A 23491-nucleotide genomic window follows, 5' to 3' on the forward strand; every position below is an offset into this window, starting at 1 on the left:
TTGTCTTTCAAAGCCATGAAAGAGCGCGACAAGCTAACAGAAGATACGTTATTTCTTGGCTTACACACGCCCCGCCATGATCGCAGGCGTGACGGTGGAATCTATAGGATTAAATGGGATAGGAACGATGATATTGTTCATTATGGCAGGCAATATTTTTCTTCTAACCTTTGGTGTGATGATGCATTTCATATTCAAGGAAATCCTAAAGCATGACCATAACAAATTTCGTATTCTTCTGACATGGCAAAAGACATCTATTTTTGCCAGAAATTCGAGTCTATGGGGTGGGGGAAGTATTTCTCCGTTACGATTAATTCGTAATTATGAGGAATTACAATGAATAGAACAGAGCGCAAACGTGAAAAGCAGCCAGAGGCGATCATTCCTTAACATGCGCCATATCAATAAACACATCATTGCGCTGGATTCACGCGCTCTCATGAGCGTTATTAAACTTGAAGGGATTAACTTTGAGACAGCAGATATTATTGATCTGAATGTGCTTCATGAGCAGCTCAATAATTTATTTAAAAACATTGCCGATGAACGGATAGCGCTTTATAGCCATATTATCAGAAAGCGTGAATGTTTATCCGGATGGGACTTTTAGATCGACATTTGCCAAGCAATTAGATGATAAATATCGCGAGCGGATGGTTTCACAGGAGCTTTATCGCAATGATCTTTATCTTTCGATTTTGTGGAATCCACACGTTGATCAAACGGATAAATTAGTAGAGTTTTTCAAACGTTTAGGCAAAGCCAAGCAAGAAAAGACAGAAGTTGATGCAGAGTCCATTCGCAAGCTTGAAGATATTACAACAGATCTTATTCAAAATTTAGAGCGTTATAATGCAAAAAGACTGAGCCTTTATGAACATGAAGGTAATATTTATTCGCAGCAAAGTGAGTTTATCCACCAATTGGTGGGAGGTCGTCGTGAACGTATTCCCCTCACATGGGGGACGATAGCTTCAACTGTTTATTCAGACCGTCTCATTTTTGGGAAAGAGATCATAGAAATACGCTATGAGGCGGAACAGCGGTTTGCGGGGATGTTTGGCTGGAAAGAATATCCAGCAAAAACCAGGGTAGGCATGGCGGATGGTTTACTCACCCTTCCCTTTGAATTTATTTTCACCCAATCTTTTGTTTTCAAGAGCAAAAACATTGCCAAGCAGATTATGGGGCGCAAACAAAACCAAATGGTCAATGCAGGAGACCGTGCGGGCTCACAAATTATGGAACTTGATGATGCGCTTGATGATCTTGAATCCAATCGTTTTGTGTTAGGGGAACATCATTTATCATTGGCAGTTTTTGCTGATACACCACAAGAGTTAGCGGATAATCTTGCCAAAGCGCGTTCTCGTCTTACAGATGGTGGGGCTGTCATTGCGCGGGAAGATTTAGGGTTAGGGCAGCAGCTTGGTGGGCACAATTGCCTGGCAATTATGCTTATCGCACCGCTCTGGTGCAATAACAAGCCGCAATTATGCAGCGCTTTCTCCTTTTCATTCTTTTCCGGTTGGAAAAATAGATGGAAATGTGTGGGGACCAGCAGTAGCCTTGATGAAAACCTCTGCTGGTTCACCGTTTTATTTTAACTTTCACTTTAGTGATTTAGGCAATACGTTTGTTTGTGGTCCCTCTGGTTCTGGGAAAACGGTTATTGTCAATTTTCTTTTAGCACAACTTCAAAAGCATGATTCCAATATGGTCTTTTTTGACAGAGATCGCGGAGCAGAACTTTTTGTCAGAGCGGGTGGCGGCACTTATATGCCCTTGAAGAATGGTAGACAGACAGGTATAGCACCGCTAAAAGGCTTAGACTATAACAATCCAGCGGATAGAGTTTTTTACGCCAATGGATTATAAAGCTTGTTTCTTCTGAAGGTCAAAAGATCAGTGAATCAGAAAAACAAGATATTTCTGCTGCTGTTGAGCAGCTTGCCTTGTTGCCAAAAGAACAACGGACGATCTCCGCCTTACAAATGTTTTTTGACACCACGCATAGGGAGGGGATAGCGGGTCGTTTAGAAAGATGGTGTAAAGGCAGTGCCTTAGGGTTGGTTTTTGACAATCCTGATGACGACATTGGCATTGATGCAAAATTTATTGGTTATGACATGACGGATTTTTTAGACAATGATGAAATTCGTCCACCATTGATGATGTATCTTTTTCATAGAATTTTGTCTTTGATTGATGGGCGTCGTATTATCATTGTCATTGATGAGTTTTGGAAAGCCTTAGAGGATGATTCCTTTAAAGCCTTTGCGCAAGACAGGCTGAAAACTATCCGTAAACAAAATGGTTTGATGTTGTTTGCAACGCAATCTCCCAAAGATGCAATCAATTCGACCATTGCCCACACCATTATAGAGCAATGTCCAACACAGATTTATTTTCCCAATCAAAAGGGCAATCATGGGGATTATGTAGAAGGTTTTAAATTATCGGACAGAGAATTTAACCTGATACAATCAGAATTAAGCCGTGAGTCACGGCGTTTTCTCATCAAACAAGGACAAAGTTCAGTTGTAGCAGAACTAAATTTACGCGGCTTTGATAATGAAATAGCCATTTTAAGTGGCACCACCAAGAATATTGAACTCCTAGAGACCATTATGGATGAAGTTGGACAATCTCCAGAAAAATGGCTTCCTATTTTTCAAGAAAGGTCAAAACAATGAAAAAACTTTTATTGGCAACAACCGTCTATGCAGCTTCATTTGGCTTTCAAACAAATGCATTCGCTATCATGGTATATGATCCCGCGGCTGTAGGACAAATAATGAAACAAGTCCAGCAAGGCACACAACAACTTAACAAATTGCAAGAACAAATTCAACAAGGTGCACAACAGCTTGACCAATTAAAGAGCCAACTCGATCAAGCGAAACAATTATATAACTCCCTAAATGTCAAGCCTGACATTTCGGGATTGAAAGAGATGTTTAACAAGCAAGGGAGCAGTGGCGCCCTTCCTTCAGATTTTAACCACTTTCAACAATCGATGGGCAGTGGCGGCGGCGGCGGCGGCGGCAGCAAAAACACGCAAAAATGGCAAGAAGAACTTAAATACAAAGAGCCCGCGGGGGGTGCTGGATCAAAAGAGGCAGTGGATGCTTTTTACGCACAGGAAGTGAAAAAAGCCGAACAGCGCGTAGTAGGACAAGCAGCCAAAGGACAAGACGTCTACGAAGAAGCCAGTGAAACACAAAAAAACATTACCAAGCTTCTTGACGAACTTGGAAGTACTGAAGATGCGGGTAAAATTCAAGGCATTCAAGCACAACTAGAAGCGATACAAGCAAAACTCCAAACACAAGTTCTCCAAATGCAAGCCGCCGCGATGATTCAACAAGCAGAAGAAAAAGCGGCAGAAAGACGTGAAATGGAAGAATTTAAAGCACGATACAAAGCTTTGGCCCAAAAACTGCGTGGTCAATAAACGAGAAAAAAGAGGGGCTTGAATATGAACAAGATCATCATAACAACATTGCTACTTTGCACAGGGCTTCTCGCTGCTGGTTGCGAAAAAACCCATAGCGTAGAAGAATTTAAGAAAGATCACAAATTATACGAAAAATGGAAAATGAAATGTTTGACGTCAGGGGATTTGAATTCGAAAAATTGTAAAAATGCAGAGCAAGCTGAATTTGAAACCCGTAAAAAATGGGGAGGCTTTGGCTCGACAAATGACGATAAACAAGAATCTGAAAAGAAACAGGACAATAAATAATGAATAAAGTTCTCGTAACAACATTGCTACTTTGCACAGGGCTGATCACGGCTGGTTGCGAAAAAACCTACAGCGTAGCAGAATTTAAAAAAGATAAAAAATTGATGGAAGAATGGGGTGCAAGATGTGGATGGTCAGGAACTTCAAAAAATTGTGAAAACCTAAGAGTAGCAGCTTTAGAACTTGAAAAGGAACGTCGGAAAAAAGCTGAAGAAGAAAACCGTAAACTAGATGAAAAATTTAAAGCTGAACAAAAAGCTTGGATTGAAAAAATGAGAGCTGAGAATGAAAAATTCCGAGCCGAACAAGAAGCAAAGCGACGCGCTGAAGAACAACAAGAAGCAAAAGAGCGCGCTGAAGAAGAACAAAAAGCAAAAGAACAAGCCGAACGAGAAGCAGAAGAGCGCGCTAAAGCTAAACAACAGGACAATAAATAATGAATAAAGTTCTCATAACAACATTGCTACTTTGCACTGGAATAATCGCTGCTGGATGTGAAAAAACCTATAGCGTCGCAGAATTTAAAAAAGATGAAAAATTACGCCTAGAGTGGGATGCGAAATGTGGATTTGCAGGAACTTCAAAGAATTGTGAAAACATGCGGTTAGCATTTTTAGAACTTCAAAAGGAATATGAAGCAAAAGCTGAAGAAAGAAGCCGGAAAGCGGCAGAGAGCTTCAACAAAGCGATGGATGAACTTATGGCTAAACAAAAAGCTGAACATGAAAAATGGAAAGCTGAACAAAAAGCAAAAGAACAAGCCGAACGAGAAGCAAAAGAGCGCGCTAAAGCTAAACAACAACAGGACAATAAATAATGAATAAAGTTCTCATAACAACATTGCTACTTTGCACAGGGCTTATCGCTGCTGGATGTGAAAAAACTCACAGTGTAGCAGAATTTAAAAAAGATGAAAAATTACGCCTAGAATGGGATGCTAAATGTGGATTTGCAGGAACTTCAAAAAATTGTGAAAACATGCGGTTAGCATTTTTAGAACTTCAGAAAGAATATGAAGCAAAAGCAGCAGAAAGAAGTCGTAAAATTGCAGAAGAAAATCGTAAAAGAGAAGAAGAAGATATAGCTGAAATGAGAGCCAGACTTCAAAAAATGGAAGCTAATACTAAAAAAAAATTAGAAGAACAAAGAGCAAAGCGACGTGCTGAGGAAGAACGAAGAGCAAAAGAGAGCGCGGCAGAAGAACAACAAAATAACCATTAAGACATAATGAAGAGCGGAGCATCTCAATGGCAATAGAAACCAACGGTGTATTTACCGAAATAGACAATATGTTGATGGAGCCACTTACAAGGACAATGGATAGCACCATTACACATCGCTATTGCCCTTTAGCTGCTCAACTTAAAGAGCTTCGTACACTCTAATATATTTATGGCAACATTATGTCTGTGCTCTAGATTTATCATCACTGGTTATAAAAAACCAGAACATAGCATAATTTAAAAATTGTGCTCAAAACTCAAAAACTGAAAGAAAGAAGGGGAAATACTATGAATAAAGTTCTCATAACAACATTGCTACTTTGCACAGGGCTCATCACAGCTGGATGTGAAAAAACTTACAGCGTCGCAGAATTTAAAAAAGATAAAAAATTACGCCTAGAGTGGGATGCGAAATGTGGATTTGCAGGAACTTCAAAGAATTGTGAAAACATGCGGTTAGCATTTTTAGAACTTCAAAAAGAATATGAAGCAAAAGCAGCAGAAAGAAGTCGTAAAGCAGCAGAGGAGTATAGGAAAGGTATAGATGAACTTATAGCTGAACAAAAAGCTAAACATGAAAAATGGAAAGCTGAACAAAAAGCAAAAGAACAAGCCAAGAGAGAAGCAGAAGAGCGCACTAAAACCGAACGAGAAGCGAAAGAAAAAGCTGAACAAAAACAAGATAGTAATTAAATCAGAAATAATCATATTTGTAAAAGTTTGATGAAATGGACGTGCAATGGCATTTGAAAATATAACCATATTTACTGATATGAATAATGTTGTAACGAAGACTCTTGAAAATATAATGGACGAAACTATTAATCATCTTTCATCGGGTTTAAGTGCCCCACTTAAAGCGTCTTGTACAATCTACGTTATATTTATGGGGTACAATATCATCTCAGGGCGTTCTTCCACGCCTTTATGGGAGTTTATAGCGACAGCTTTCAAACTCGGCATCATAGTTGCTCTCGCTACAAACACGGCTCATTATAATGCGTGGGTTAGGGATATATTTTTCAATGATCTGCCAAATGCCATTGCAAATGTCACACAAGGTGCAGCACACTCGGATCAAAATGTATGGGACCATCTGCTAAGACAAGCGGGGGCACACGTTTTTGACGCATCAGAGAAGTACACAGGATGGACTGAAGCGGGTAAGTTTCTTGTGACATGGCTTGCTGGTTTTATCTGTTTAATAGATGCCACGGCAATGGCTATAATTGGTTTTGTCGTCTCAATGTTTGCTAAGCTGGGTTTGTTTCTTGTCCTATCAATAGGACCACTCTTCATAAGCCTCTCTATGTTTTCCTCAACCAGAAAATTCACAGAAGCATGGTTAGGGCAAGTTGTAAATTTCATCCTTTTGCAGGTATTAGTCGTGCTGCTTGGTGGCCTGTATATCAAATTTGCAATAAAAATTTTCTCAGGAACACTTGAAGATATAATGCTTTCCTTAATTAATTTCTCAGCTGTTGGCCTTTGTGGTATTTACCTTTTCATCAAATTACCTGATATAGCATCAGCTTTAGCCTCTGGGGCTGTTTCTTTCACAAGTGCCATAACGGGAACGCAACGCGCTGGAAAAGAAGCTTTTCGCGCTGCTAAAGCAACAGCCAACACGATAGCAAAGGGCGTTAAAAAATTAGCATCACTATTAGCAAAGGTCTAAGTTCAAATGCGGGAATTTAAAAAAATTGGGATTATCTTACCATTTCTCTTTCTCAGTGGCTGTATGTCTTCACCAAACACACTGAAGTCACTCCCAAAGTGTGATGGATATTCTAAACGTCCACTCAACAGATCAATGTGGAATTGGGAAGGAAAAAAACCCACGCCCACACCCATTATCATCAGTAACAACACCCCTTCACCCGTAGAAGGTAAGCTGGAAATGCTTCTGGCACAAAAATTAACGGATGAAGAAATCAAATCTTACAAAAATTGCGGGCAAAAAGCATGAAAGAAAAAGACATAGAACAATACATTGCTGAAGCGCGCTCGTTTGATCAAGACCGCATGCTCGCCTCACGCCGCACCACCCGCGTCTCGCTTGCCATTGCCGGCATCGCGGTTGCTGTTGCAATAATGTCTTCTCTCGCGGTCATCACCCTCACGCCCCTTAAAACCGTGGAACCTTTTGTCATCCGTGTGGACAATTCAACCGGCATCACCGAAGTTGTGGAAGCCTTAAAAGAAGGTCCCACCAATGTCGACGAAGCAATCACACGCTACTTTGCTGCAAAATATGTCCGCTCCCGTGAAGGCTTCACCACAGAAGAAACACAACACAACTTCCAAACCGTATCCCTCCTCTCTTCTTCTGAAGAACAGGAAAGATTTGCCAGCTGGTATGGAGCAAGAAATCCCCAAAGTCCTCAAATTCTCTATAAACACGCCGCTGTTACAATAACAATAAAATCAATCTCCTTTATCAATGACGATGTTGCCCAAGTGCGTTACTACAGAACCATTCACGACAACGACAACAACAAAGAATTCATCACCCACTGGGTTGCAACACTTACCTTTGAATACATCAATGCCCCTATCTCTGTCCAAAACCGTTTGATAAATCCTCTAGGGTTTATTGTTAGTGAATATAGAACCGATCCGGAAGTGGTCAACTGATCATGACAAAAAAAATTCTTTTTCTCATTCTTAACATCGCTATTACCCTTTCTTTAACGCCTAGCCATGCCAGTATTTTTCCCACTCGTGCGCCAAGCGATAGCCGCATTCGCTTTATCAACTATGATGCCTATAATGTCACAAAAATTATTGGCTCCATACGCTCATCGGTACAAATAGAATTTTCTCCCAATGAAGAAATTGCCCATGTAGCAATTGGCAACAGCGTTGCATGGGAAGTCGCTCCCGCTGGCAATATTCTTTTCCTCAAAGCGCGGGAAGTCCAACCCATTACCAATCTCCAAGTCGTCACCACAAAGCTTGATGGCTCAAAGCGCTCCTATCAATTTGAACTGATGGTCAAAGATGGAGAAATTTCCTCTGGACAAGAAACATATTTCCTTGTGAAATTTCGCTACCCACAAGAAGAAGCAGAACAAAGAAGACTCGCAGCCCTTATGCGACAAGAAAAACAACAAGCCCAGCGTATCGATAATGTCTTCAACGCTTCTGAAACCTACGGACCACGCAATTGGGCTTACACCGCTCAAGGCTCTATCACTCTTGAACCCTCCTCCGTTTATGACAATGGCAAAACCACAACATTTACATTTCCAGACAACCAAGAAATCCCTGCCATTTACATTGTCAGCAATGACGGTACAGAATCGCTGGTTCCCAAAACCACAAGAGGCAACATGGTGATTGTCCATGCCATTAGCGCACGCTTCACCCTAAGACAGGGAAAAAACGTCCTATGCGTCTTTAACGAAGCCTATCAACCAAAAGGCACAAATCCAAATACCGGAACAACCTCACCATCTGTTGAACGTAAAATTGCATCAGATCTTTAAATAAGCGGGAATTGAAGGGGACAACACATGAGTGATAAATCAATCATCGAAGATCGCGGATCTATTGGGGATGGCAAAAACAATAGCGCCAAAAGCGCTGGCAAAAAAATAGTTGTCGCAATAGCCTGTATAGGAATCTGCGGCTATGTGCTCTGGAACATCTTATCCTCCCCCACAGAACAAAAAGACACCGCAAAAGCTCATAAAAAACAAGAAAAAAGCTTTCACAATTCCCTCGCCCCTTTAGAGCTCGCGCCCTCTGACCCGCGTGCCAACATAGCGCCAATAACCTTACCACCCCCACAACCACTCGCACAAGAACCCAAAAAAGATGACCCACTACTTGATGCCGCAAGACGTGCCCCTGTTCTCGCTTTTGCCAAAGGCTCTAAATCTCAATTAAAAGACATCGTCAACACGACTCTCAACCCCTTTGAAAAATTCCATGCCCTTGAAAATCTCGCGAATGCGAAAAATTCTCCTGCCCTTCAAGACACACAAAATTTTGCAACCCTATTAAAGCCTACCAAAACAGAAGAAGCAAAAGCAAAAGCAAAACTCATCGGCAATAGAAACTTTATCATCGCCATGGGAACCTCTATTCCCTGTATCTTAGAAACCGCATTAAACAGTGAGCAACCAGGCTTTGCAAGCTGCATCATCAACCGTGATATCCTCTCTGACAATGGGCGCGTTGTTTTGCTTGATAAAGGAACCCAAGTGATTGGCGAATACCGCGGAGGGATAAAACAAGGTCAATCTCGCCTCTTTGTACTCTGGACAAGAGCAAAAACCCCAACCGGTGTCATCATCGACCTTGCCTCACCCGCAACCGACAGTTTAGGCAGAGCCGGTTTTGATGGCAACATCAACACCCATTGGTGGGAACGCTTTGGCTCTTCCCTTTTACTCACCGTTATTGATGGTGCCACAACAGTTTTAACAAATAAAATAGTAGGCAATTCCAATAAAGAAGGTTCAAACAACTCTGGAGGCGGCGGTTTTGAAGGCGCAAACAACACTGGAAAAGATGCCGCCAGTATTGCTCTTGAAAATCAAATCAACATCCCTCCTACCTTAGAAAAATTTCAAGGCGAACTGGTCAACATCTTTGTAGCAAAAGATCTCGATTTTTCCTCTGTCTATAAACTAGTCGTAAAGAGCAAAAGAAACCGCTCTACTCCCAGCTATTCCTTTTTTCATTAAGCCAATAAAGTCACATTATGCCATCAGCAAAAAATGCAGAACGCGCCTCCATCGTTTTAACAAAATTAAAGATCTTAGATGACTTCCTCAATGATGAGAATTTATTTGAAATTGTTATCAATCGCCCTGGCGAAGTAATCGTTGAGGGTCCCAATGGTTGGCAAACCCACATCTTAAAAGAACTAACCTACGGCGAACTAGAAGGGATTGCAAAAGTTGTTGCTGCCTACACAACACAAAAAATCAGTGTAGAAAATCCCGTTCTCTCCGCAACACTGCCAAACAACGAACGCATACAAATTGTTATGCCTCCAGCAGTTGCAGCCAATACCATTAGCATGACCATTCGTAAACCTTCATCACGCACTTTTTCTCTTGAAAGTTTACATGAAAACAATCTTTTTTCTGTTGCCCAAAACACCAGTTTCACACCCACGCAACAAATGACAGAACGGTTATCCGAACTCTCTGATACAGACAAAAAACTAACAGATTTGTTTCTGGCCAAAGACTTTTGCACCTTTTTAGAAAGAGCCGTTATTACACAACAAAATATCTTAATATCGGGCAAAACCGGTTCTGGTAAAACAACCCTCTCCAAAGCTTTGATTGCAAAAATCCCTGACTATGAACGAATTCTCACCATAGAAGACACACCAGAACTTGTCGTTCCGCACGCCAACAAAGTGCAGCTCTTTTATTCAAAAGATAACCAAGGCTTAGCAAAAGCAGGTGCAAAAGAACTGCTTGAATCAGGATTACGCATGCGCCCCGACAGAATCCTTCTACAAGAGCTGCGTGATGGTACAGCCTTTTACTATATCCGTAATGTCAACTCTGGTCACCCCGGCTCCATTACCACCGTCCATGCCTCAACAGCCCTTGCAGCCTTTGAACAAATGACCCTTTTAGTCAAAGAAAGTGACGGTGGTGGTAATTTAGCGCGCGATGATATCCGCGGCTTATTAATCTCGATGATAGATGTCATCATCCAATGTAAACGCCTCGAAGGAAAATTTCGTGTAACAGAAATCTATTACGACCCCTTCAAACGCCGTGATGCTTTTTAAAAAAAACGCTACCCCTCACACCCTTTTTTATAAGCAAAAACTATACCAATAGAGCTTTCTTAAAAACACGATTAATCGCTTCAAGTTCAGTGTCAATAATCGAAAACAACAAGTAAAAAGAAGTAAAAATATCATCCCCATTCCCAATCACGCATGCGCCCCACAGGAAAACCAAAACGTGCCGAAAATGATATCTATAACCCTATATTTTTTCTGATTTTTTTTGACATCAACATTTGCAGGAATATAGATACCAAATTTAGTATCCGCTTCACCTTTAGCTTCAGACAAGAGCTTCACGAGCACCTTGTAATATACGAGATCCTGCTTTATGTGCCTTATCCATTATTATTCTTTTCGATATTCATCAAGGCGCAATATAAAAATTTTCTTCAACGCATTCCTCTCTGATTTTGTCAAATTACCTCAAGATGATTGACTGTAAATATCTTCGATCAACACCGGAATATTTTAACCACCAAAAAAGGGTATAACCTTATATCCCCCACTTTTACTCTTATGCTTTTAAACCTAACTTTCCTTGGCTTTCTCTTAACCCTTGCATAAGACCACCAGCATCTGAATGAGTAGCAATAAAAGAAACAATATCAAATAATTATTCAGGCGATATGCCTTCTTCTTTTGCAGAAATTCAATAAGCTGCCATTTCAATCACGGTTTGCATACATCATTCAATATACGGAAACACCCATAACGATAATGATGTAAATTAAAAGCTAATTTGAAGTGAATGATCAGAAATATCAAATATCCAAATGACAAAACAAATCTTACCTATCTTCAGCTATATCTCTTTACCCTTGTCACTTCTCTTAACCCTTGTCACTTTTCTCGAAAGTTTTAAGCGTTTTCGCATTAGAAATAGACATATCAAACGGCAATCCTTTTTCATGAACAACTTTTGTCAAAGCAATACGGATGAAATCAGACACCGTAAGTCCTAAACTTGCTAATATTTCACCGGATTTTTTTTAACGCCCTATCTATGCAGGCACGTACAACATCTTTTGTCACACCCATATTAAACACCTCCTTTGATTACCTCTCTTTTACCGTATGGCTTAATCGAGTTATGAAAATAAGATTTTATTCCTTGTCTTATCCGCGTTACATCTTTTGACCTTGTACGGCTCATACGCATGATTTAGCTCTTGTATACGTCTCTGTTGCAAAAACTTAACTGCCATTTGAAACTCTTTTATGCAATCTTGATCATGAGACTGTTGTTAAAAAATTGCTTTTGATAAATCATAATTTGTTTGCATAGCAAGCCAAGCACGTGCTGTGCTTACACCAGACATTTCAAGCCTAATAGCAAGATTAGCACTCATAGCGGCTTTTCCATTTAAAACTCTAGAAAGTGCTACACGAGATATACCAAGCTACTCTGCTGCTTCATTAACGGATAAACTAAGCTCTTTGATCACATCTTCTCACAATAATTCACCGGGATGTGAAGGATTCTTCATCATTGTTTAGACCTGCTTTTTGATGACAATCCAGATAATCAACCATTTCGACATCTATGCTATCAAAGCGAAATATTACGCGACAATTTCCATTTACAGTAATTGACTAATAATCCTTGAAATCACCTTTTAGCAGATGTAACCAAAAGGACGGATAACTCAAAATCTTTTGGCGATACATCTCCTTCAAGAGCACTTAGAATACGCTTTAATTTTTGAGCATGGGCGGTTCTAATCCCTTCAGTCGTACCAGTATTATAGAAGGCTTCAATCCTTTTATGTTTAAATCCTAAAATCATAAATGAATATAGAGTGTCCCCCTCCAAGATCCAAAAAATGTTCATTATTTTTACATCACACGGCTTTTTTTACTTTATAAACATTAGAACTGTCGTGAAAAAATTGCTTATTCTCATCTCTTTCTCATTATTCTACTAATTATTGGAAAAGTATAAGTTCATAATTAGGAGGAGCTAAACGTAATAGGAGCGTATCATATCTCCAATTGGCAGCGGCACTTAGAAACATCAAGATGATATAACCACAATGACCATTGCTGTTTGATGTTCATGGGGCGCTGCACCCGCTGTATGCCCAGTAAAAAGAATGAATAACACTAATAAACTCCCCCTACAAACTCTGTTAAACTAATAACCGGTTTACGAATAAGTAAAAGAAAAAGGAAAATCAAAAAAAGGCATATTTTTCATATCTTACGAACTATAGAGAAATCTATACGCATTGTAGTTATTAGAATTAGACTTTTCCCTTTTTTATTTAATTTGTTCGTAGATAGAGTATCCATTACCGTTATTACATCACTAACAAAGTTAATAATCATACCTTTTGTAATTGCCAAAATCCCGCATTAAAATCAGACCTTTATTCAAAGATGATCTGATAATTTTCTCAAAAAAATCAAGATTCCTCAAGTGCAGTCCCCATGCGTACATCATGATGAATAATAACATCCATCAACTCTGTCACGACAGTGTCCAATACTTCTCGTGCATCGCCTTCAGCCATAAGGCGGATAACCGGCTCAGTTCCAGAAGCGCGGATCACCAGCCGTGCCTCTTTTCCCAACCGCTTCTCTGCTTGATCAATGGCCGTTTTGACGGGATTTTTTTTCAGGATATTTTTATTTTTAATCGTTACATTTTTTAAAATTTGCGGTACAGGTTCAAACCGTTTACACAATTGGCTCATAGGGCTTTGACTTTCCTTCATACAGGCTAAAATCTGCAATGCAGCCACCAAGCCATCACCCGTTGTACCAAAATCACTGAGCACGATATGGCCAGAAGCCTCACCACCAACATTATATCCCTTTTGGCGCATGGCATCGACAACATAACGATCTCCAACTTTTGTCCTTACAAGGTGCAACCCTTTGCTATTCAAGAAACGTTCTAGTCCAAGATTTGACATAATTGTTGTGACAACACCATTACACCGTAATCGTCCCATTTTATGCCAATTTTCAGCAATTACAGCAATTAACTGATCTCCATCAACCGTTTGTGCTTTTTCATCAACAATGAGAACACGATCTCCATCTCCATCAAGAGCAATCCCCACATCAGCACGCACTTCATGCACTTTTCGTTTTAAAGAGCTTAAATCGGTTGATCCACATTTTTGATTAATATTGGTCCCATTGGGTTCATCATGAATAGCAAAAACCTCAGCCCCCAATTCCCATAAAGCACGGGGAGCCGCTTTATAAGCAGCCCCATTGGCACAATCCACAACAATACGCACAGTATCTAAGCGAACATCACGCGGCAAAGTTCGTTTGGCATATTCAATATAACGATAAATATCCCCCTCAACCCGTTTTGCATAACCAATTTCGGCAGAACTTGCTAAAGATTTTGAAAGATCTGTATCGATCAATTGTTCAATTTTGGCTTCCATATCATCTGAAAGTTTAAAACCATCAGGACCAAAAAGTTTAATTCCATTATCATAGAACGGATTATGAGAAGCAGAAATCATCACCCCAAGATCCGCTCGCAAAGAGCGGCAAAGCATTGCAACAGCAGGGGTTGGCACTGGACCCAATAAAAAAGCTTCCATCCCCGCAGCAGTCAATCCTGAAACCAAAGCGTTTTCCAACATATAACCAGATAATCGTGTATCCTTGCCAATCACCACACGATGAGATTGATGTTGTGAGCGAAATAAAACCCCTACAGCCATCCCCACCTTCATGGCAAAATCGGGTGTCATAGGAAATGAATTGGCTTTCCCCCGAATTCCATCTGTACCAAAATATTTTTGCACCATGCCTCTTTCCTTTAATATATAATTCTTCCCTTGGCTTTTCCTTAAACCCCTAACAAGCCCCCTTGGTACAATAGTCCCCCCGCTCCCCGTATAAAATCAGATCATTGATCTAAACCTTCATGCATTTAAACAATCAAGCCCCCTATTCACCATCTACACATCTAAACCACTCTCAAGCAATTATGTTTACACCCTTCCACATAAAAGCAATATTATCTCCTCAAAATGCTCTATACACCCCTTTAATACACCCAACGGATAATCTCACACACTTGCTAAATCCGTAAAGAAACCCAGCACCAAACCTCATACCCTACAAAATCAGCAAGGAAATCTATCGCCTAACCTCACAACCCTACCACATTAGAAAAGCAACAGTCCACCTCGCCTTGTAGCATGCTAAAGCCGTCATAATACAACGGCTTTGCTTAATTTTTTGCTTCCATATTTTTGCAAATATTACAAGAAAGGCGCAAACAAAACTTGCGCCTTTCTCAAAAAATTAGAAGTTTTCCTAAAACATCGTCACTCAAGCGGTATTAAATAATTCTTATTTTTCTTTATCATCTCCCGCAGTATTGGACTTCTTTTCAGCATTACTTTTAGAGCGGTTGACTGATTTTGTAGTACCTTTTGTGCTTTGTGCTTTTTTCTCAGTCTCATCCGATTGCACTTCTTTAGACTGAGCCTCCTTAAGCGCAACATTACTGGATTTTGCTGTTTTTTTCCCAACAGCTGCCTCTGCTTTGCCTGCCTCGCCTTTATCGGTCTCTACTTTATGAGGCGCTGTTTTAGAGACTGCTTCAGCGTTTTTTTCATCCACCACTGTTGTCTCTGTCTTCATTTTTCCAGTTTTTGGAACAGAAGAGCCCCGTGGCGCAGCACCCTCATCTTTCTGTGTGCGTGAAGGAGGCTTTCCTGCAATAACTTCGTTAATTTCAGCTCCCGTTAAAGTCTCATATTCCAACAAACCTTGTGCCAAAGCAAACCATTCTTTTCTTTTTGTTTTCAAAATGTTTGTCGCATTTTTATAGGCATCATCAATAAGCTTACGCACTTCCATATCAATCATGCGTGCTGTTTCTTCAGAGACATTTTGTGTTCGCGCAACAGAATGACCCAAAAAGACTTCATCTTGGTTATCGCCATAAGCTACATTTCCAAGCAGATCAGAAAATCCCCACCGTGTGATCATTGCACGTGCTAATTTCGTTGCTTGCTCAATATCAGAAGAAGCACCGGAGGTGATATTTTCCTTTCCAAACTTTAATTCTTCAGCCACACGTCCACCCATCATAATAGCCAAACGAGAAATCATCCACCGATAACTCATAGAATAGCGATCGCCTTCAGGCAATTGCATCACCATTCCCAATGCTCTTCCCCTTGGAACGATTGTTGCTTTGTGGACAGGATCAGCAACCGGCACATTAAGAGCCACAATAGCATGTCCTGCTTCGTGATAAGCAGTGAGTTCTTTTTCCTCTTGTGTCATAGCAGTTGAACGACGTTCAGCCCCCATCATCACCTTATCTTTGGCATCTTCGAATTCTTGCATCGTGACAACTCTTTTATTACGGCTCGCAGCCATAAGAGCAGCTTCATTGACCAGATTCATCAGGTCCGCACCGGAAAATCCTGGTGTTCCCCTTGCCAAAATTTTCAAATCAACGTTAGGCGCTAAAGGCACGTTGCGCACATGCACTTTCAAGATTTGCTCACGCCCAGAAACATCAGGGTTTGGCACAACAACTTGCCGATCAAAACGCCCTGGTCTCAATAAAGCAGGATCAAGCACATCAGGACGGTTTGTTGCGGCAATAAGAATAATACTTTCATTGGGCTCAAACCCATCCATTTCGACAAGCAACTGGTTTAAGGTCTGTTCACGTTCATCGTTTCCACCGCCAAGACCAGCCCCCCGATGGCGCCCTACAGCATCAATTTCATCGATAAAGATAATACAAGGTGCATTTTTTTTAGCCTGTTCGAACATATCGCGCACACGGCTTGCCCCAACACCAACAAACATTTCAACAAAATCAGACCCTGAAATGGTAAAGAATGGCACATTGGCTTCACCTGCCACAGAACGTGCTAGCAAAGTTTTACCGGTTCCTGGAGGACCAACAAGCAAAACACCGCGTGGGATACGCCCCCCTAAGCGTTGAAATTTTTGTGGTTCGCGTAAAAATTCAACAATTTCTTGAAGATCTTGCTTTGCTTCTTCAACGCCAGCAACATCTTTAAAGGTAATACGTCCTTGCGCTTCATTAAGCAATCTTGCTTTCGATTTCCCAAATCCCATTGCACCACGTGATCCATTTTGCATTTGCCGCATAAAAAAGACCCACGCCCCCACGATAATAATAACAGGTAATAAGGAAAAGAGGAGATTGAGGAAAATGCTATTTCCAGAGCTTTCAGGAATAGCTTTAACATTGACGTTTTTGCTTTCCAACTTTTGTATCAAACCTGGATCGCGAGGAGCATAGGTTGAAATAGCTCTATGTTCAATGGTTTTCCCTGTTAATTTTTGACCTTGAATGGTCACAGATTTCAACTCATTATTCTCAACTTTTTGCAAAAATTCAGAATAGGAGACTTCTCCACCACCAGAACGTTGGCTATCTCCATTAAAGAGAGAAAACGACACAATCAAAATCAAGGCAATAACTCCCCAAATAAGGAGAGAGCGGTAATTGGAATTCATATTCAGCCCACTTAATCAAATATAGATTTCAAACAGTTCCCCTTAACATATAACCTTGTCAGCCCCTTGCCAAGGGATGAGAAGCTGTTTATTTTCTTTTAGAGTAATTTTCCTTTATCTTTTCACCTCAATATTAAAAAAAGGTTCCACAACATTCACCAAGGCAGCATCTTCTCGTGAGGAAAGCCAATCGAAAGGTGCCATAATCCGCTTGACGATAACATGTTTATGAACAACTGCTTGAGAAATCAACTCTGGAATATCATACCCTTTATGATTTGAGATCATCAGCAGCGATTGTAAAGAGGGAAAATGAGGCTTTTCAAGCTCAAAATCGCTATTTTTTAATAAAAATTTCAGCTGTTCTAAATTTGCGGCTCCAACCTTTATAGCCTCATATCCATGATTTGTGATATGATAGCGCCCATCCCATATAAAAGTTTTATCTGGCTCAACGATAGCCTCTTTCATATTTCGCCCTTCACGCCACAAAGAAATTCCGTGCTTGTTATATTCAATAACAGAACCCGCATAAGTAAAACGCTTCTTTTCTGGAGAATCGAGACAGAGTTTTTGAACAAGCATGCTTAATTTCTGATTGGGGAGCAAATAAAATCCCCCTCCCATCAGCACAGCAAAGAGCCCCACCACGAAAGGAAAACTGGAATGTTTCTGTAAAAATAGCGCAGGCTTTGCTATGAAACAACGCCCATGTTGGACAGTAATATCCAGCGCTAAGATCAAATCAGCAATATTTTTGGCTTGTTGACGACGCTGCAATGCGGCTTCATTTATTTTTTGAGCAATATAAGCCAATTTTTGTGGAGAAAGAGATTGACGCACGCGCACACGTTCAAAATTGCGATCTTCATTGGTTGGATCATCAATCCATGTTTGTCCTTGTAAGCGTAAATAATTCCGTAATGTTTGGCGTTTTACACCAAGGAGTGGCCGAATCAAACGCACTTTTCTATGCAACAACGCCTCACGCGGAATACAGGATAAACCGCGCTCATAAAGGGGACCATAGTTTTTTTCGGCAATATTTTTTTTTGTTTTTCTGGTATGATCCTCATCACGTATACCCTCGGCTTCACCGCGCAAAGCACCAGCAAAACCACTGGCATAAACCTCATCGCGCATAGCAACAGCTTCACTATATAAAGCACCTCTATTCTTTTGGAGACGTTGATACCGCATATGATAGGTCTCAACCTGATCATTGAGTGTATGCCCCGTCATAATAAGTGATGCGCCTTGTTTTTGTGCTTCTTTAACCAAGAGATCATAGCGTGCAACACGCGCGCTGGAAGCAATATGCGTCTTTGGCTTTTCGCCTTCCCATCGCACAGTGATATGTTGAATATCATGGACACGACAAATTTTCGCAACAGTTTCTGCTTCACGCATCGATTCTTTACGCAATTGATGATCAACCGTGACAACAATCATTTCTGGAGGAAATGCGAGAGTTTCCAAATGCTCTTTGACCAAAAACATCAAAGCCAAAGAATCGCTTCCCCCTGAGACGGCAAGAATCAACTTCTGACATTGAATAAAATCCGATGTTTTAAAGAGATTTCTTGCCAGTCTAACGCACACCGAAAACGACCTCGCTGTTTATTTTGCAGGTTTACAAAAAACAGATGCTAATGTTTGTTGACGTTTTGATTTTTTCACAAAATGAGCACAATCGTCTTTATTTGGCTCAAGAGCGACCATACTTCTTGCTAATTTCAGCAAAATCTCAGAGGTATAGAGCTTCTTTTTATCTGCATACCATGCGGTAAGATAAACTTGTGCGGCTTCATGATAGCGTTTTTGCCCCAACAAAGATTCGGCCAACCAAAATAAAGCATCATCACTCAAAGAATCTTTTTTGTAACGATTTTGAAAAGCGCAAAAGCTTTTTTCAGCATCAACATAGTTAGCAGAACGAATAAAATCATACCCTTCCTTATACAAAGCTTTAGAAGAAGAAAGATTGTCACTCTGATGTGCTTCAATTGGAGCACTTACTTCATGCGCCTTGTTAAAAGGTTGACTGTTTTCATGATCATGGCTCTCCACCTTAGCTTCCACAGCAGCAACCTTTGTCTGATCACCTGTACTATGGTCCTGCTCCATCTCTTCTTTTACAGTCTGAGATTTTTCATCTACAGCAGACTTTTCAAAAGAACAAGAATAAACAGAAGAGGCTTCTGTATCAAAAAGCTCGTGAAACTGCTTGTTAACATTTTTTAGACTGTTATGCTCAAGCACCATTCGTATCTTATGCAAAAGCTTATCTAAATCATAATCTTTAAATAAAGCCTGTTGATTCTCTAAAATAATCCCTTGGTGCTCCGCAACACTAGTGGCTTTTTCCATCGCGCTAGATGCTGCTTTATCGGCTGCTTCAGGTGCTTCTTTTACAGCATCGACAGCCTTATTAACAGCGTCAGTGGCTTTTTCCACCGCGCTAGATGCTGCTTTATCGGCTGCTTCAGGTGCTTCTTTTACAGCATCGACAGCCTTATTAACAGCGTCAGTGGCTTTTTCTATCACATCAGATGCTGCTTTATCAGCTGCTTCAGGTGCTTCTTTTACAGCATCAATTGCCTTATCAACAGCGTCAGTGGCTTTTTCCACCGCGCTAGACGCTGCTTTATCGGCTGCTTCAGGTGTTTCTTTTACAGCATCAACAGCCTTATCAACAGCGTCAGTGGCTTTTTCCACCGCGCTAGATGCTGCTTTATCGGCTGCTTCAGGCGCTTCTTTAACAGCATCAACAGCCTTATTAACAGCGTCAGTGGCTTTTTCCGCCGCGCTAGATGCTGCTTTATCAGCTGCTTCAGGTGCTTTCTTCACATCATCAATTGCCTTATTAACAGCGTCAGTGGCTTTTTCTATCACATCAGATGCTGCTTTATCAGCTGCTTCAGGTGCTTTCTTCACATCATCGACAGCCTTATTAACAGCGTCAGTGGCTTTTTCTATCACATCAGATGCTGCTTTATCAGCTGCTTCAGGTGCTTTCTTCACATCATCGACAGCCTTATTAACAGCATCAGTGGCTTTTTCTATCACATCAGATGCTGCTTTATCGGCTGCTTCAGGTGCTTTCTTCACGTCATCAGTTGCCTTATTAACAGCGTCAGTGGCTTTTTCCACCGCATCAGATGCTGCTTTATCGGCTGCTTCAGGCGCTTCCTTCACAGCATCAATTGCCTTATCAACAGCGTCAGTGGCTTTTTCCGCCGCATCAGATGCTGCTTTATCGGCTGCTTCAGGTGCTTTCTTCACGTCATCAGTTGCCTTATCAACTGCATCAACTTTATCCGTATCATGTGCAGGATATTCGGAAGCTTTTCGTGCCGCACTTTGAACAAGTGAAGTAGAACAAGCTATGAAAACCCCCATATAAAAGAGTGTTTTCCAATTGATTTTACGATACATTCTTTTTTCCCCTTAAGAGCTTATTAAATAGTTGAAACAAACAATCTGCTTTTTAATGACTATTCATGTCATTCAACGTTGTCACAGCACGTCGATTTTGATTCCAACAGGAAATATCATCACATACTGCTACAGGTCTTTCTTTTCCGTAAGAAATTGTTTGAATCCGTTGTGCAGACACACCTAGAGACACCAAATAGTTTCGCACAGCAACAGCACGGCGCTGTCCAAGTGCCAAGTTATATTCACGTGTTCCCCTCTCATCAGCATGACCTTCGATCATAATAGAATAATAAGGATAATGAAGCAACCATTCTGCTTGGCGCGTTAAAATACGTTCAGCATCAGCATCAAGTGAAGAAGAATCGAGACCAAAAAACACGCGATCACCCACATTAACCGTAAATTCTTGTCCTGAACCTAGTGACATCTGATTCAAACCAGCATCATTCATATAAGCGCCATTCATACCGTTAAGTGCACCAACATTTTTTTTGCCACACCCACCCAAGCATAGTGAGAAAAGAAAGAGGATAGCTAAGGAATGAGAGAGGGTTTTTTTGGTAGAGCGCATAGTCCGTTTCTCCTTGAATTTGGTAAAGAAGGATCAATTCTTAAAAATATTTTTAAGAATAACCGTTAATTCCTAATGAAAACGAAATTTTTTCTGTTTTTTTTTCGTCCTCATTTTTACTTTTAAGTCTCTGCCAATTTTTCTTCTCTTTGGCCATTCCTCTAACATTTCCATAAGAAATGTTTCCCTTATGCGTCATGGCTTTTTATGCATCATCTTGATCTTGACGATTTTTTTGCAGCGCGTTCAGCTTTGCAAAAACTTTATCAGCGTCAAAAGTCTTATGCAGATTGTCTTCACTCTCATTTTCCTCTAGAGCAGCGTTTTCCGTCACAGAAGCGGGAAGCAACGACCTATCTTCTTCTGCAGCAACAGGGCGATTTTTCGCCGCACGCTGGAGCTCAAAATCTAAATCGATTTGCGAACACAAACCAAGCCCTACAGGATCAAGAGGAACCAAATTTGCACTATTCCAATGGGTTCTAAGGCGGATTTGTTCAATTGTCGCTTTTGTTGTCCCAATCAACCGTGCAATTTGTGCATCTTTCAACTCGGGATGGTTTGTAACCAACCATAGGATACCATTGGGACGATCTTGGCGTCGAGAAAGAGGGATATAGCGCGCCCCTTTACGTTTTTTTTCAGGAATATGCACCCTAGATTGAGAAATTTTCAATCGTGCGTTTTGATCAGCCTCCACCCGTGCAATTTCACTGCGCGTCAATTGCCCAGAACTAATCGGATCTAAACCTTTAATACCATAAGCCGCATCACCATCGGCAATAGCTTTTACTTCCAAGACATGCAATTTACAAAATTCTGCAATCTGATCAAAAGAAAGAGCTGTATTATCAACCAACCAAACAGCTGTTGCTTTGGGCATCAAAAGTTGCGTTGCCATTTTTATAAATCCTCTTCTGCGCCTCTTCTATGAGGCAGGTTACCGCCCACTCAAGAGCACTGGAACTTTTTTATATGTTTAGGTCTCTCCAACCACTCCTAAAACAAAGCGAGGCATGGAATAAACCATTTTGCTATGAGATTACATTCTGTTATAGCGTTATTTTTGCTCAACGACAAGAGATCTCTCTTGTAATGATCCTCAACTAAGGTGTCTTTACCTTTAAGATGAATTTTCTTATAAAGGGTTTATTCGATTATTTCACCTCATGCTGTGGCACATTTATTCTGGTGGGATGCGTGCTTTATCGCCTTAAATTCTAAAGAGTATCCAACTGGAAAGAAAGCCCTCAAATAGGAAGGAAAACTATGGCAGGCCATTCACAATTTAAAAATATTATGCACCGTAAAGGGCGTCAAGATGCAATGCGCTCGAAAATATTTTCTAAACTTGCACGCGAAATTACCGTAGCAGCAAAACAAGGTGCTCCTGATCCAGCCATGAATCCACGTTTAAGGCTGGCTGTTCAAAATGCCAAAGCACAATCGATGCCGAAAGATAATATTGAACGCGCGATTAAAAAAGCGTCAGGCGCCGATGTCGAAAATTATGATGAAGTACGCTATGAGGGTTATGGACCAGGTGGCGTTGCCGTCATTGTTGAAGCTTTAACCGATAACCGCAACCGCACCGCTTCAAATGTGCGCGCCGCCTTCACAAAATCAGGAGGAGCCTTAGGGGAAACAGGATCGGTCAGTTTCATGTTTAATCGGATTGGTGAAATAATCTATAAGCCAGAAGCAGGGACAGCCGATAACATCATGGATGCAGCAATTGAAGCCGGTGCCGAAGATGTGCAATCAGAAGAAACCGGACATCATATTACCTGCGCCTTTGAAGATATTGGTGAAGTTTCCAAAACACTTGAAGCAAAACTTGGTGAAGCAGAATCGATTAAAACGATTTGGAAAGCCACCACCCTTGCACCAATAGATGAAGAAAAAGCTTTGTCCGTTTTACGGCTGATTTCAACATTAGAAGAAGATGATGATGTGCAAAATGTTTATGCCAATTTTGATGTCAGTGATGAGATTTTGGCAAAATTGTCTGTATAATTCCCATCATTTGCATAAGCCCTCTCTTCATTCATGAGGGCTTCAAAAGCATCTGTCACTTCTCCTCTTTATCCGCACATATAAAAGCCCCGCGTCAATAGCGGGGAAAAGCTGTCAGTGCAACAAGAAAACCGCAATTAATTTCAGAAAACATAACCAAAAAAAAAGAAAGCATACAAAACTCTGTAGCCTCACGCCTTTCTTACATGCCCAAAAAAATATCCCTA

At 40.8% G+C, this 23491-nt stretch carries 22 protein-coding genes and 3 pseudogenes; 16 read left to right on the top strand and 9 right to left on the bottom strand.

The window, feature by feature from the left end:
- Positions 1–15: 15 nt before the first annotated feature.
- From ACFIK0_RS02485 to virB11, 15 genes and pseudogenes are all read left to right on the top strand, one after another.
- Positions 16–343, top strand: a pseudogene (locus tag ACFIK0_RS02485) (type IV secretion system protein VirB3).
- Positions 340–2699: pseudogene (locus ACFIK0_RS02490) on the top strand (VirB4 family type IV secretion/conjugal transfer ATPase). Before ACFIK0_RS02485 ends, ACFIK0_RS02490 begins: the two co-directional pseudogenes overlap by 4 nt.
- Positions 2696–3460 (top strand): type IV secretion system protein, encoded by a 765-nt coding sequence (locus ACFIK0_RS02495; RefSeq protein ID WP_375663427.1) that lies wholly within the window; start codon positions 2696–2698, stop codon positions 3458–3460. Before ACFIK0_RS02490 ends, ACFIK0_RS02495 begins: the two are co-directional and overlap by 4 nt.
- Before the next feature lie 24 nt (positions 3461–3484).
- Positions 3485–3751 (top strand): EexN family lipoprotein, encoded by a 267-nt coding sequence (locus tag ACFIK0_RS02500; protein ID WP_375663428.1) that lies wholly within the window; start codon positions 3485–3487, stop codon positions 3749–3751.
- On the top strand, positions 3751–4188 hold the full coding sequence (locus tag ACFIK0_RS02505) for an EexN family lipoprotein (RefSeq protein WP_375643282.1): 438 nt from the start codon (positions 3751–3753) through the stop codon (positions 4186–4188). Before ACFIK0_RS02500 ends, ACFIK0_RS02505 begins: the two co-directional genes overlap by 1 nt.
- Positions 4188–4568, top strand: coding sequence for an EexN family lipoprotein (locus ACFIK0_RS02510; RefSeq protein ID WP_375663429.1), 381 nt, complete (start codon positions 4188–4190; stop codon positions 4566–4568). The genes ACFIK0_RS02505 and ACFIK0_RS02510 overlap by 1 nt, the downstream gene beginning before the upstream one ends.
- The gene (locus ACFIK0_RS02515; RefSeq protein WP_375663430.1) at positions 4568–4972 is read left to right on the top strand and encodes an EexN family lipoprotein; all 405 of its coding nucleotides are present in this window, start codon (positions 4568–4570) and stop codon (positions 4970–4972) included. Before ACFIK0_RS02510 ends, ACFIK0_RS02515 begins: the two co-directional genes overlap by 1 nt.
- A 26-nt stretch (positions 4973–4998) precedes the next feature.
- On the top strand, positions 4999–5136 hold the full coding sequence (locus ACFIK0_RS02520) for a hypothetical protein (RefSeq protein WP_375663431.1): 138 nt from the start codon (positions 4999–5001) through the stop codon (positions 5134–5136).
- A 126-nt stretch (positions 5137–5262) separates the two neighbouring features.
- Entirely contained in the window at positions 5263–5667 is a 405-nt protein-coding gene (locus tag ACFIK0_RS02525) for an EexN family lipoprotein (RefSeq protein WP_375663432.1), read from the top strand.
- A gap of 46 nt (positions 5668–5713) precedes the next feature.
- Positions 5714–6652, top strand: a complete 939-nt coding sequence (locus tag ACFIK0_RS02530; protein WP_375663433.1) for a type IV secretion system protein — start codon at positions 5714–5716, stop codon at positions 6650–6652.
- Between the two features lie 6 nt (positions 6653–6658).
- Positions 6659–6943: a type IV secretion protein VblB7 gene (locus ACFIK0_RS02535; RefSeq protein WP_375663434.1), complete on the top strand. Its 285-nt coding sequence runs from the start codon at positions 6659–6661 to the stop codon at positions 6941–6943.
- The gene (locus tag ACFIK0_RS02540; protein WP_375620969.1) at positions 6940–7611 is read left to right on the top strand and encodes a virB8 family protein; all 672 of its coding nucleotides are present in this window, start codon (positions 6940–6942) and stop codon (positions 7609–7611) included. Before ACFIK0_RS02535 ends, ACFIK0_RS02540 begins: the two co-directional genes overlap by 4 nt.
- Before the next feature lie 2 nt (positions 7612–7613).
- Positions 7614–8465 (top strand): P-type conjugative transfer protein VirB9, encoded by an 852-nt coding sequence (gene virB9 / locus ACFIK0_RS02545; protein ID WP_375630944.1) that lies wholly within the window; start codon positions 7614–7616, stop codon positions 8463–8465.
- Positions 8466–8492: 27 nt separating this feature from the next.
- Complete coding sequence (gene virB10, locus ACFIK0_RS02550) at positions 8493–9671, top strand: type IV secretion system protein VirB10 (protein ID WP_375663435.1); 1179 nt, start codon at positions 8493–8495, stop codon at positions 9669–9671.
- A 17-nt stretch (positions 9672–9688) separates the two neighbouring features.
- Positions 9689–10741: a P-type DNA transfer ATPase VirB11 gene (gene virB11 / locus ACFIK0_RS02555; RefSeq protein ID WP_375663436.1), complete on the top strand. Its 1053-nt coding sequence runs from the start codon at positions 9689–9691 to the stop codon at positions 10739–10741.
- 833 nt (positions 10742–11574) lie between these two features.
- Here the strand turns inward: virB11 and ACFIK0_RS02560 are convergent.
- From ACFIK0_RS02560 to ACFIK0_RS02600, 9 genes and pseudogenes are all read right to left on the bottom strand, one after another.
- Positions 11575–11694: a type II toxin-antitoxin system RelB/DinJ family antitoxin gene (locus tag ACFIK0_RS02560; RefSeq protein ID WP_375630941.1), complete on the bottom strand. Its 120-nt coding sequence runs from the start codon at positions 11692–11694 to the stop codon at positions 11575–11577.
- A 294-nt stretch (positions 11695–11988) separates the two neighbouring features.
- Positions 11989–12189, bottom strand: a pseudogene (locus ACFIK0_RS02565) (HigA family addiction module antitoxin).
- 164 nt (positions 12190–12353) lie between these two features.
- Entirely contained in the window at positions 12354–12575 is a 222-nt protein-coding gene (locus tag ACFIK0_RS02570; protein ID WP_375643271.1) for a hypothetical protein, read from the bottom strand.
- A gap of 574 nt (positions 12576–13149) precedes the next feature.
- Complete coding sequence (gene glmM / locus ACFIK0_RS02575) at positions 13150–14523, bottom strand: phosphoglucosamine mutase (RefSeq protein WP_375643270.1); 1374 nt, start codon at positions 14521–14523, stop codon at positions 13150–13152.
- Positions 14524–15073: 550 nt separating this feature from the next.
- The gene (gene ftsH, locus ACFIK0_RS02580) at positions 15074–17236 is read right to left on the bottom strand and encodes an ATP-dependent zinc metalloprotease FtsH (RefSeq protein ID WP_375663437.1); all 2163 of its coding nucleotides are present in this window, start codon (positions 17234–17236) and stop codon (positions 15074–15076) included.
- Positions 17237–17350: 114 nt separating this feature from the next.
- Positions 17351–18838, bottom strand: a complete 1488-nt coding sequence (gene tilS / locus ACFIK0_RS02585) for a tRNA lysidine(34) synthetase TilS (RefSeq protein ID WP_375663438.1) — start codon at positions 18836–18838, stop codon at positions 17351–17353.
- Between the two features lie 18 nt (positions 18839–18856).
- Positions 18857–20674: a tol-pal system protein gene (locus tag ACFIK0_RS02590; protein WP_375663439.1), complete on the bottom strand. Its 1818-nt coding sequence runs from the start codon at positions 20672–20674 to the stop codon at positions 18857–18859.
- Between the two features lie 52 nt (positions 20675–20726).
- Complete coding sequence (pal, locus tag ACFIK0_RS02595; protein WP_375663440.1) at positions 20727–21248, bottom strand: peptidoglycan-associated lipoprotein Pal; 522 nt, start codon at positions 21246–21248, stop codon at positions 20727–20729.
- Positions 21249–21453: 205 nt separating this feature from the next.
- Complete coding sequence (locus tag ACFIK0_RS02600) at positions 21454–22149, bottom strand: DUF1013 domain-containing protein (RefSeq protein ID WP_375617877.1); 696 nt, start codon at positions 22147–22149, stop codon at positions 21454–21456.
- A 368-nt stretch (positions 22150–22517) separates the two neighbouring features.
- On the opposite strand from ACFIK0_RS02600, the gene ACFIK0_RS02605 reads away from it, so the two are divergent.
- The gene (locus tag ACFIK0_RS02605; RefSeq protein ID WP_254492472.1) at positions 22518–23264 is read left to right on the top strand and encodes a YebC/PmpR family DNA-binding transcriptional regulator; all 747 of its coding nucleotides are present in this window, start codon (positions 22518–22520) and stop codon (positions 23262–23264) included.
- The last annotated feature ends 227 nt before the right edge of the window (positions 23265–23491 follow it).

Source organism: Bartonella sp. CL63NXGY (assembly GCF_042194905.1).
Classification (GTDB): Bacteria; Pseudomonadota; Alphaproteobacteria; order Rhizobiales; family Rhizobiaceae; genus Bartonella.

What these genes read in the sequence shown, in the direction of transcription:
- ACFIK0_RS02495 (WP_375663427.1), top strand. Translation starts at nt 2,696, where the DNA reads ATGAAAAAACTTTTATTGGCAACAACCGTCTATGCAGCTTCATTTGGC.
- ACFIK0_RS02500 (WP_375663428.1), top strand. Translation starts at nt 3,485, where the DNA reads ATGAACAAGATCATCATAACAACATTGCTACTTTGCACAGGGCTTCTC.
- ACFIK0_RS02505 (WP_375643282.1), top strand. Translation starts at nt 3,751, where the DNA reads ATGAATAAAGTTCTCGTAACAACATTGCTACTTTGCACAGGGCTGATC.
- ACFIK0_RS02510 (WP_375663429.1), top strand. Translation starts at nt 4,188, where the DNA reads ATGAATAAAGTTCTCATAACAACATTGCTACTTTGCACTGGAATAATC.
- ACFIK0_RS02515 (WP_375663430.1), top strand. Translation starts at nt 4,568, where the DNA reads ATGAATAAAGTTCTCATAACAACATTGCTACTTTGCACAGGGCTTATC.
- ACFIK0_RS02520 (WP_375663431.1), top strand. Translation starts at nt 4,999, where the DNA reads ATGGCAATAGAAACCAACGGTGTATTTACCGAAATAGACAATATGTTG.
- ACFIK0_RS02525 (WP_375663432.1), top strand. Translation starts at nt 5,263, where the DNA reads ATGAATAAAGTTCTCATAACAACATTGCTACTTTGCACAGGGCTCATC.
- ACFIK0_RS02530 (WP_375663433.1), top strand. Translation starts at nt 5,714, where the DNA reads ATGGCATTTGAAAATATAACCATATTTACTGATATGAATAATGTTGTA.
- ACFIK0_RS02535 (WP_375663434.1), top strand. Translation starts at nt 6,659, where the DNA reads ATGCGGGAATTTAAAAAAATTGGGATTATCTTACCATTTCTCTTTCTC.
- ACFIK0_RS02540 (WP_375620969.1), top strand. Translation starts at nt 6,940, where the DNA reads ATGAAAGAAAAAGACATAGAACAATACATTGCTGAAGCGCGCTCGTTT.
- virB9 (WP_375630944.1), top strand. Translation starts at nt 7,614, where the DNA reads ATGACAAAAAAAATTCTTTTTCTCATTCTTAACATCGCTATTACCCTT.
- virB10 (WP_375663435.1), top strand. Translation starts at nt 8,493, where the DNA reads ATGAGTGATAAATCAATCATCGAAGATCGCGGATCTATTGGGGATGGC.
- virB11 (WP_375663436.1), top strand. Translation starts at nt 9,689, where the DNA reads ATGCCATCAGCAAAAAATGCAGAACGCGCCTCCATCGTTTTAACAAAA.
- ACFIK0_RS02570 (WP_375643271.1), bottom strand. Translation starts at nt 12,575, where the DNA reads ATGAACATTTTTTGGATCTTGGAGGGGGACACTCTATATTCATTTATG.
- glmM (WP_375643270.1), bottom strand. Translation starts at nt 14,523, where the DNA reads ATGGTGCAAAAATATTTTGGTACAGATGGAATTCGGGGGAAAGCCAAT.
- ftsH (WP_375663437.1), bottom strand. Translation starts at nt 17,236, where the DNA reads ATGAATTCCAATTACCGCTCTCTCCTTATTTGGGGAGTTATTGCCTTG.
- ACFIK0_RS02590 (WP_375663439.1), bottom strand. Translation starts at nt 20,674, where the DNA reads ATGTATCGTAAAATCAATTGGAAAACACTCTTTTATATGGGGGTTTTC.
- pal (WP_375663440.1), bottom strand. Translation starts at nt 21,248, where the DNA reads ATGCGCTCTACCAAAAAAACCCTCTCTCATTCCTTAGCTATCCTCTTT.
- ACFIK0_RS02600 (WP_375617877.1), bottom strand. Translation starts at nt 22,149, where the DNA reads ATGGCAACGCAACTTTTGATGCCCAAAGCAACAGCTGTTTGGTTGGTT.
- ACFIK0_RS02605 (WP_254492472.1), top strand. Translation starts at nt 22,518, where the DNA reads ATGGCAGGCCATTCACAATTTAAAAATATTATGCACCGTAAAGGGCGT.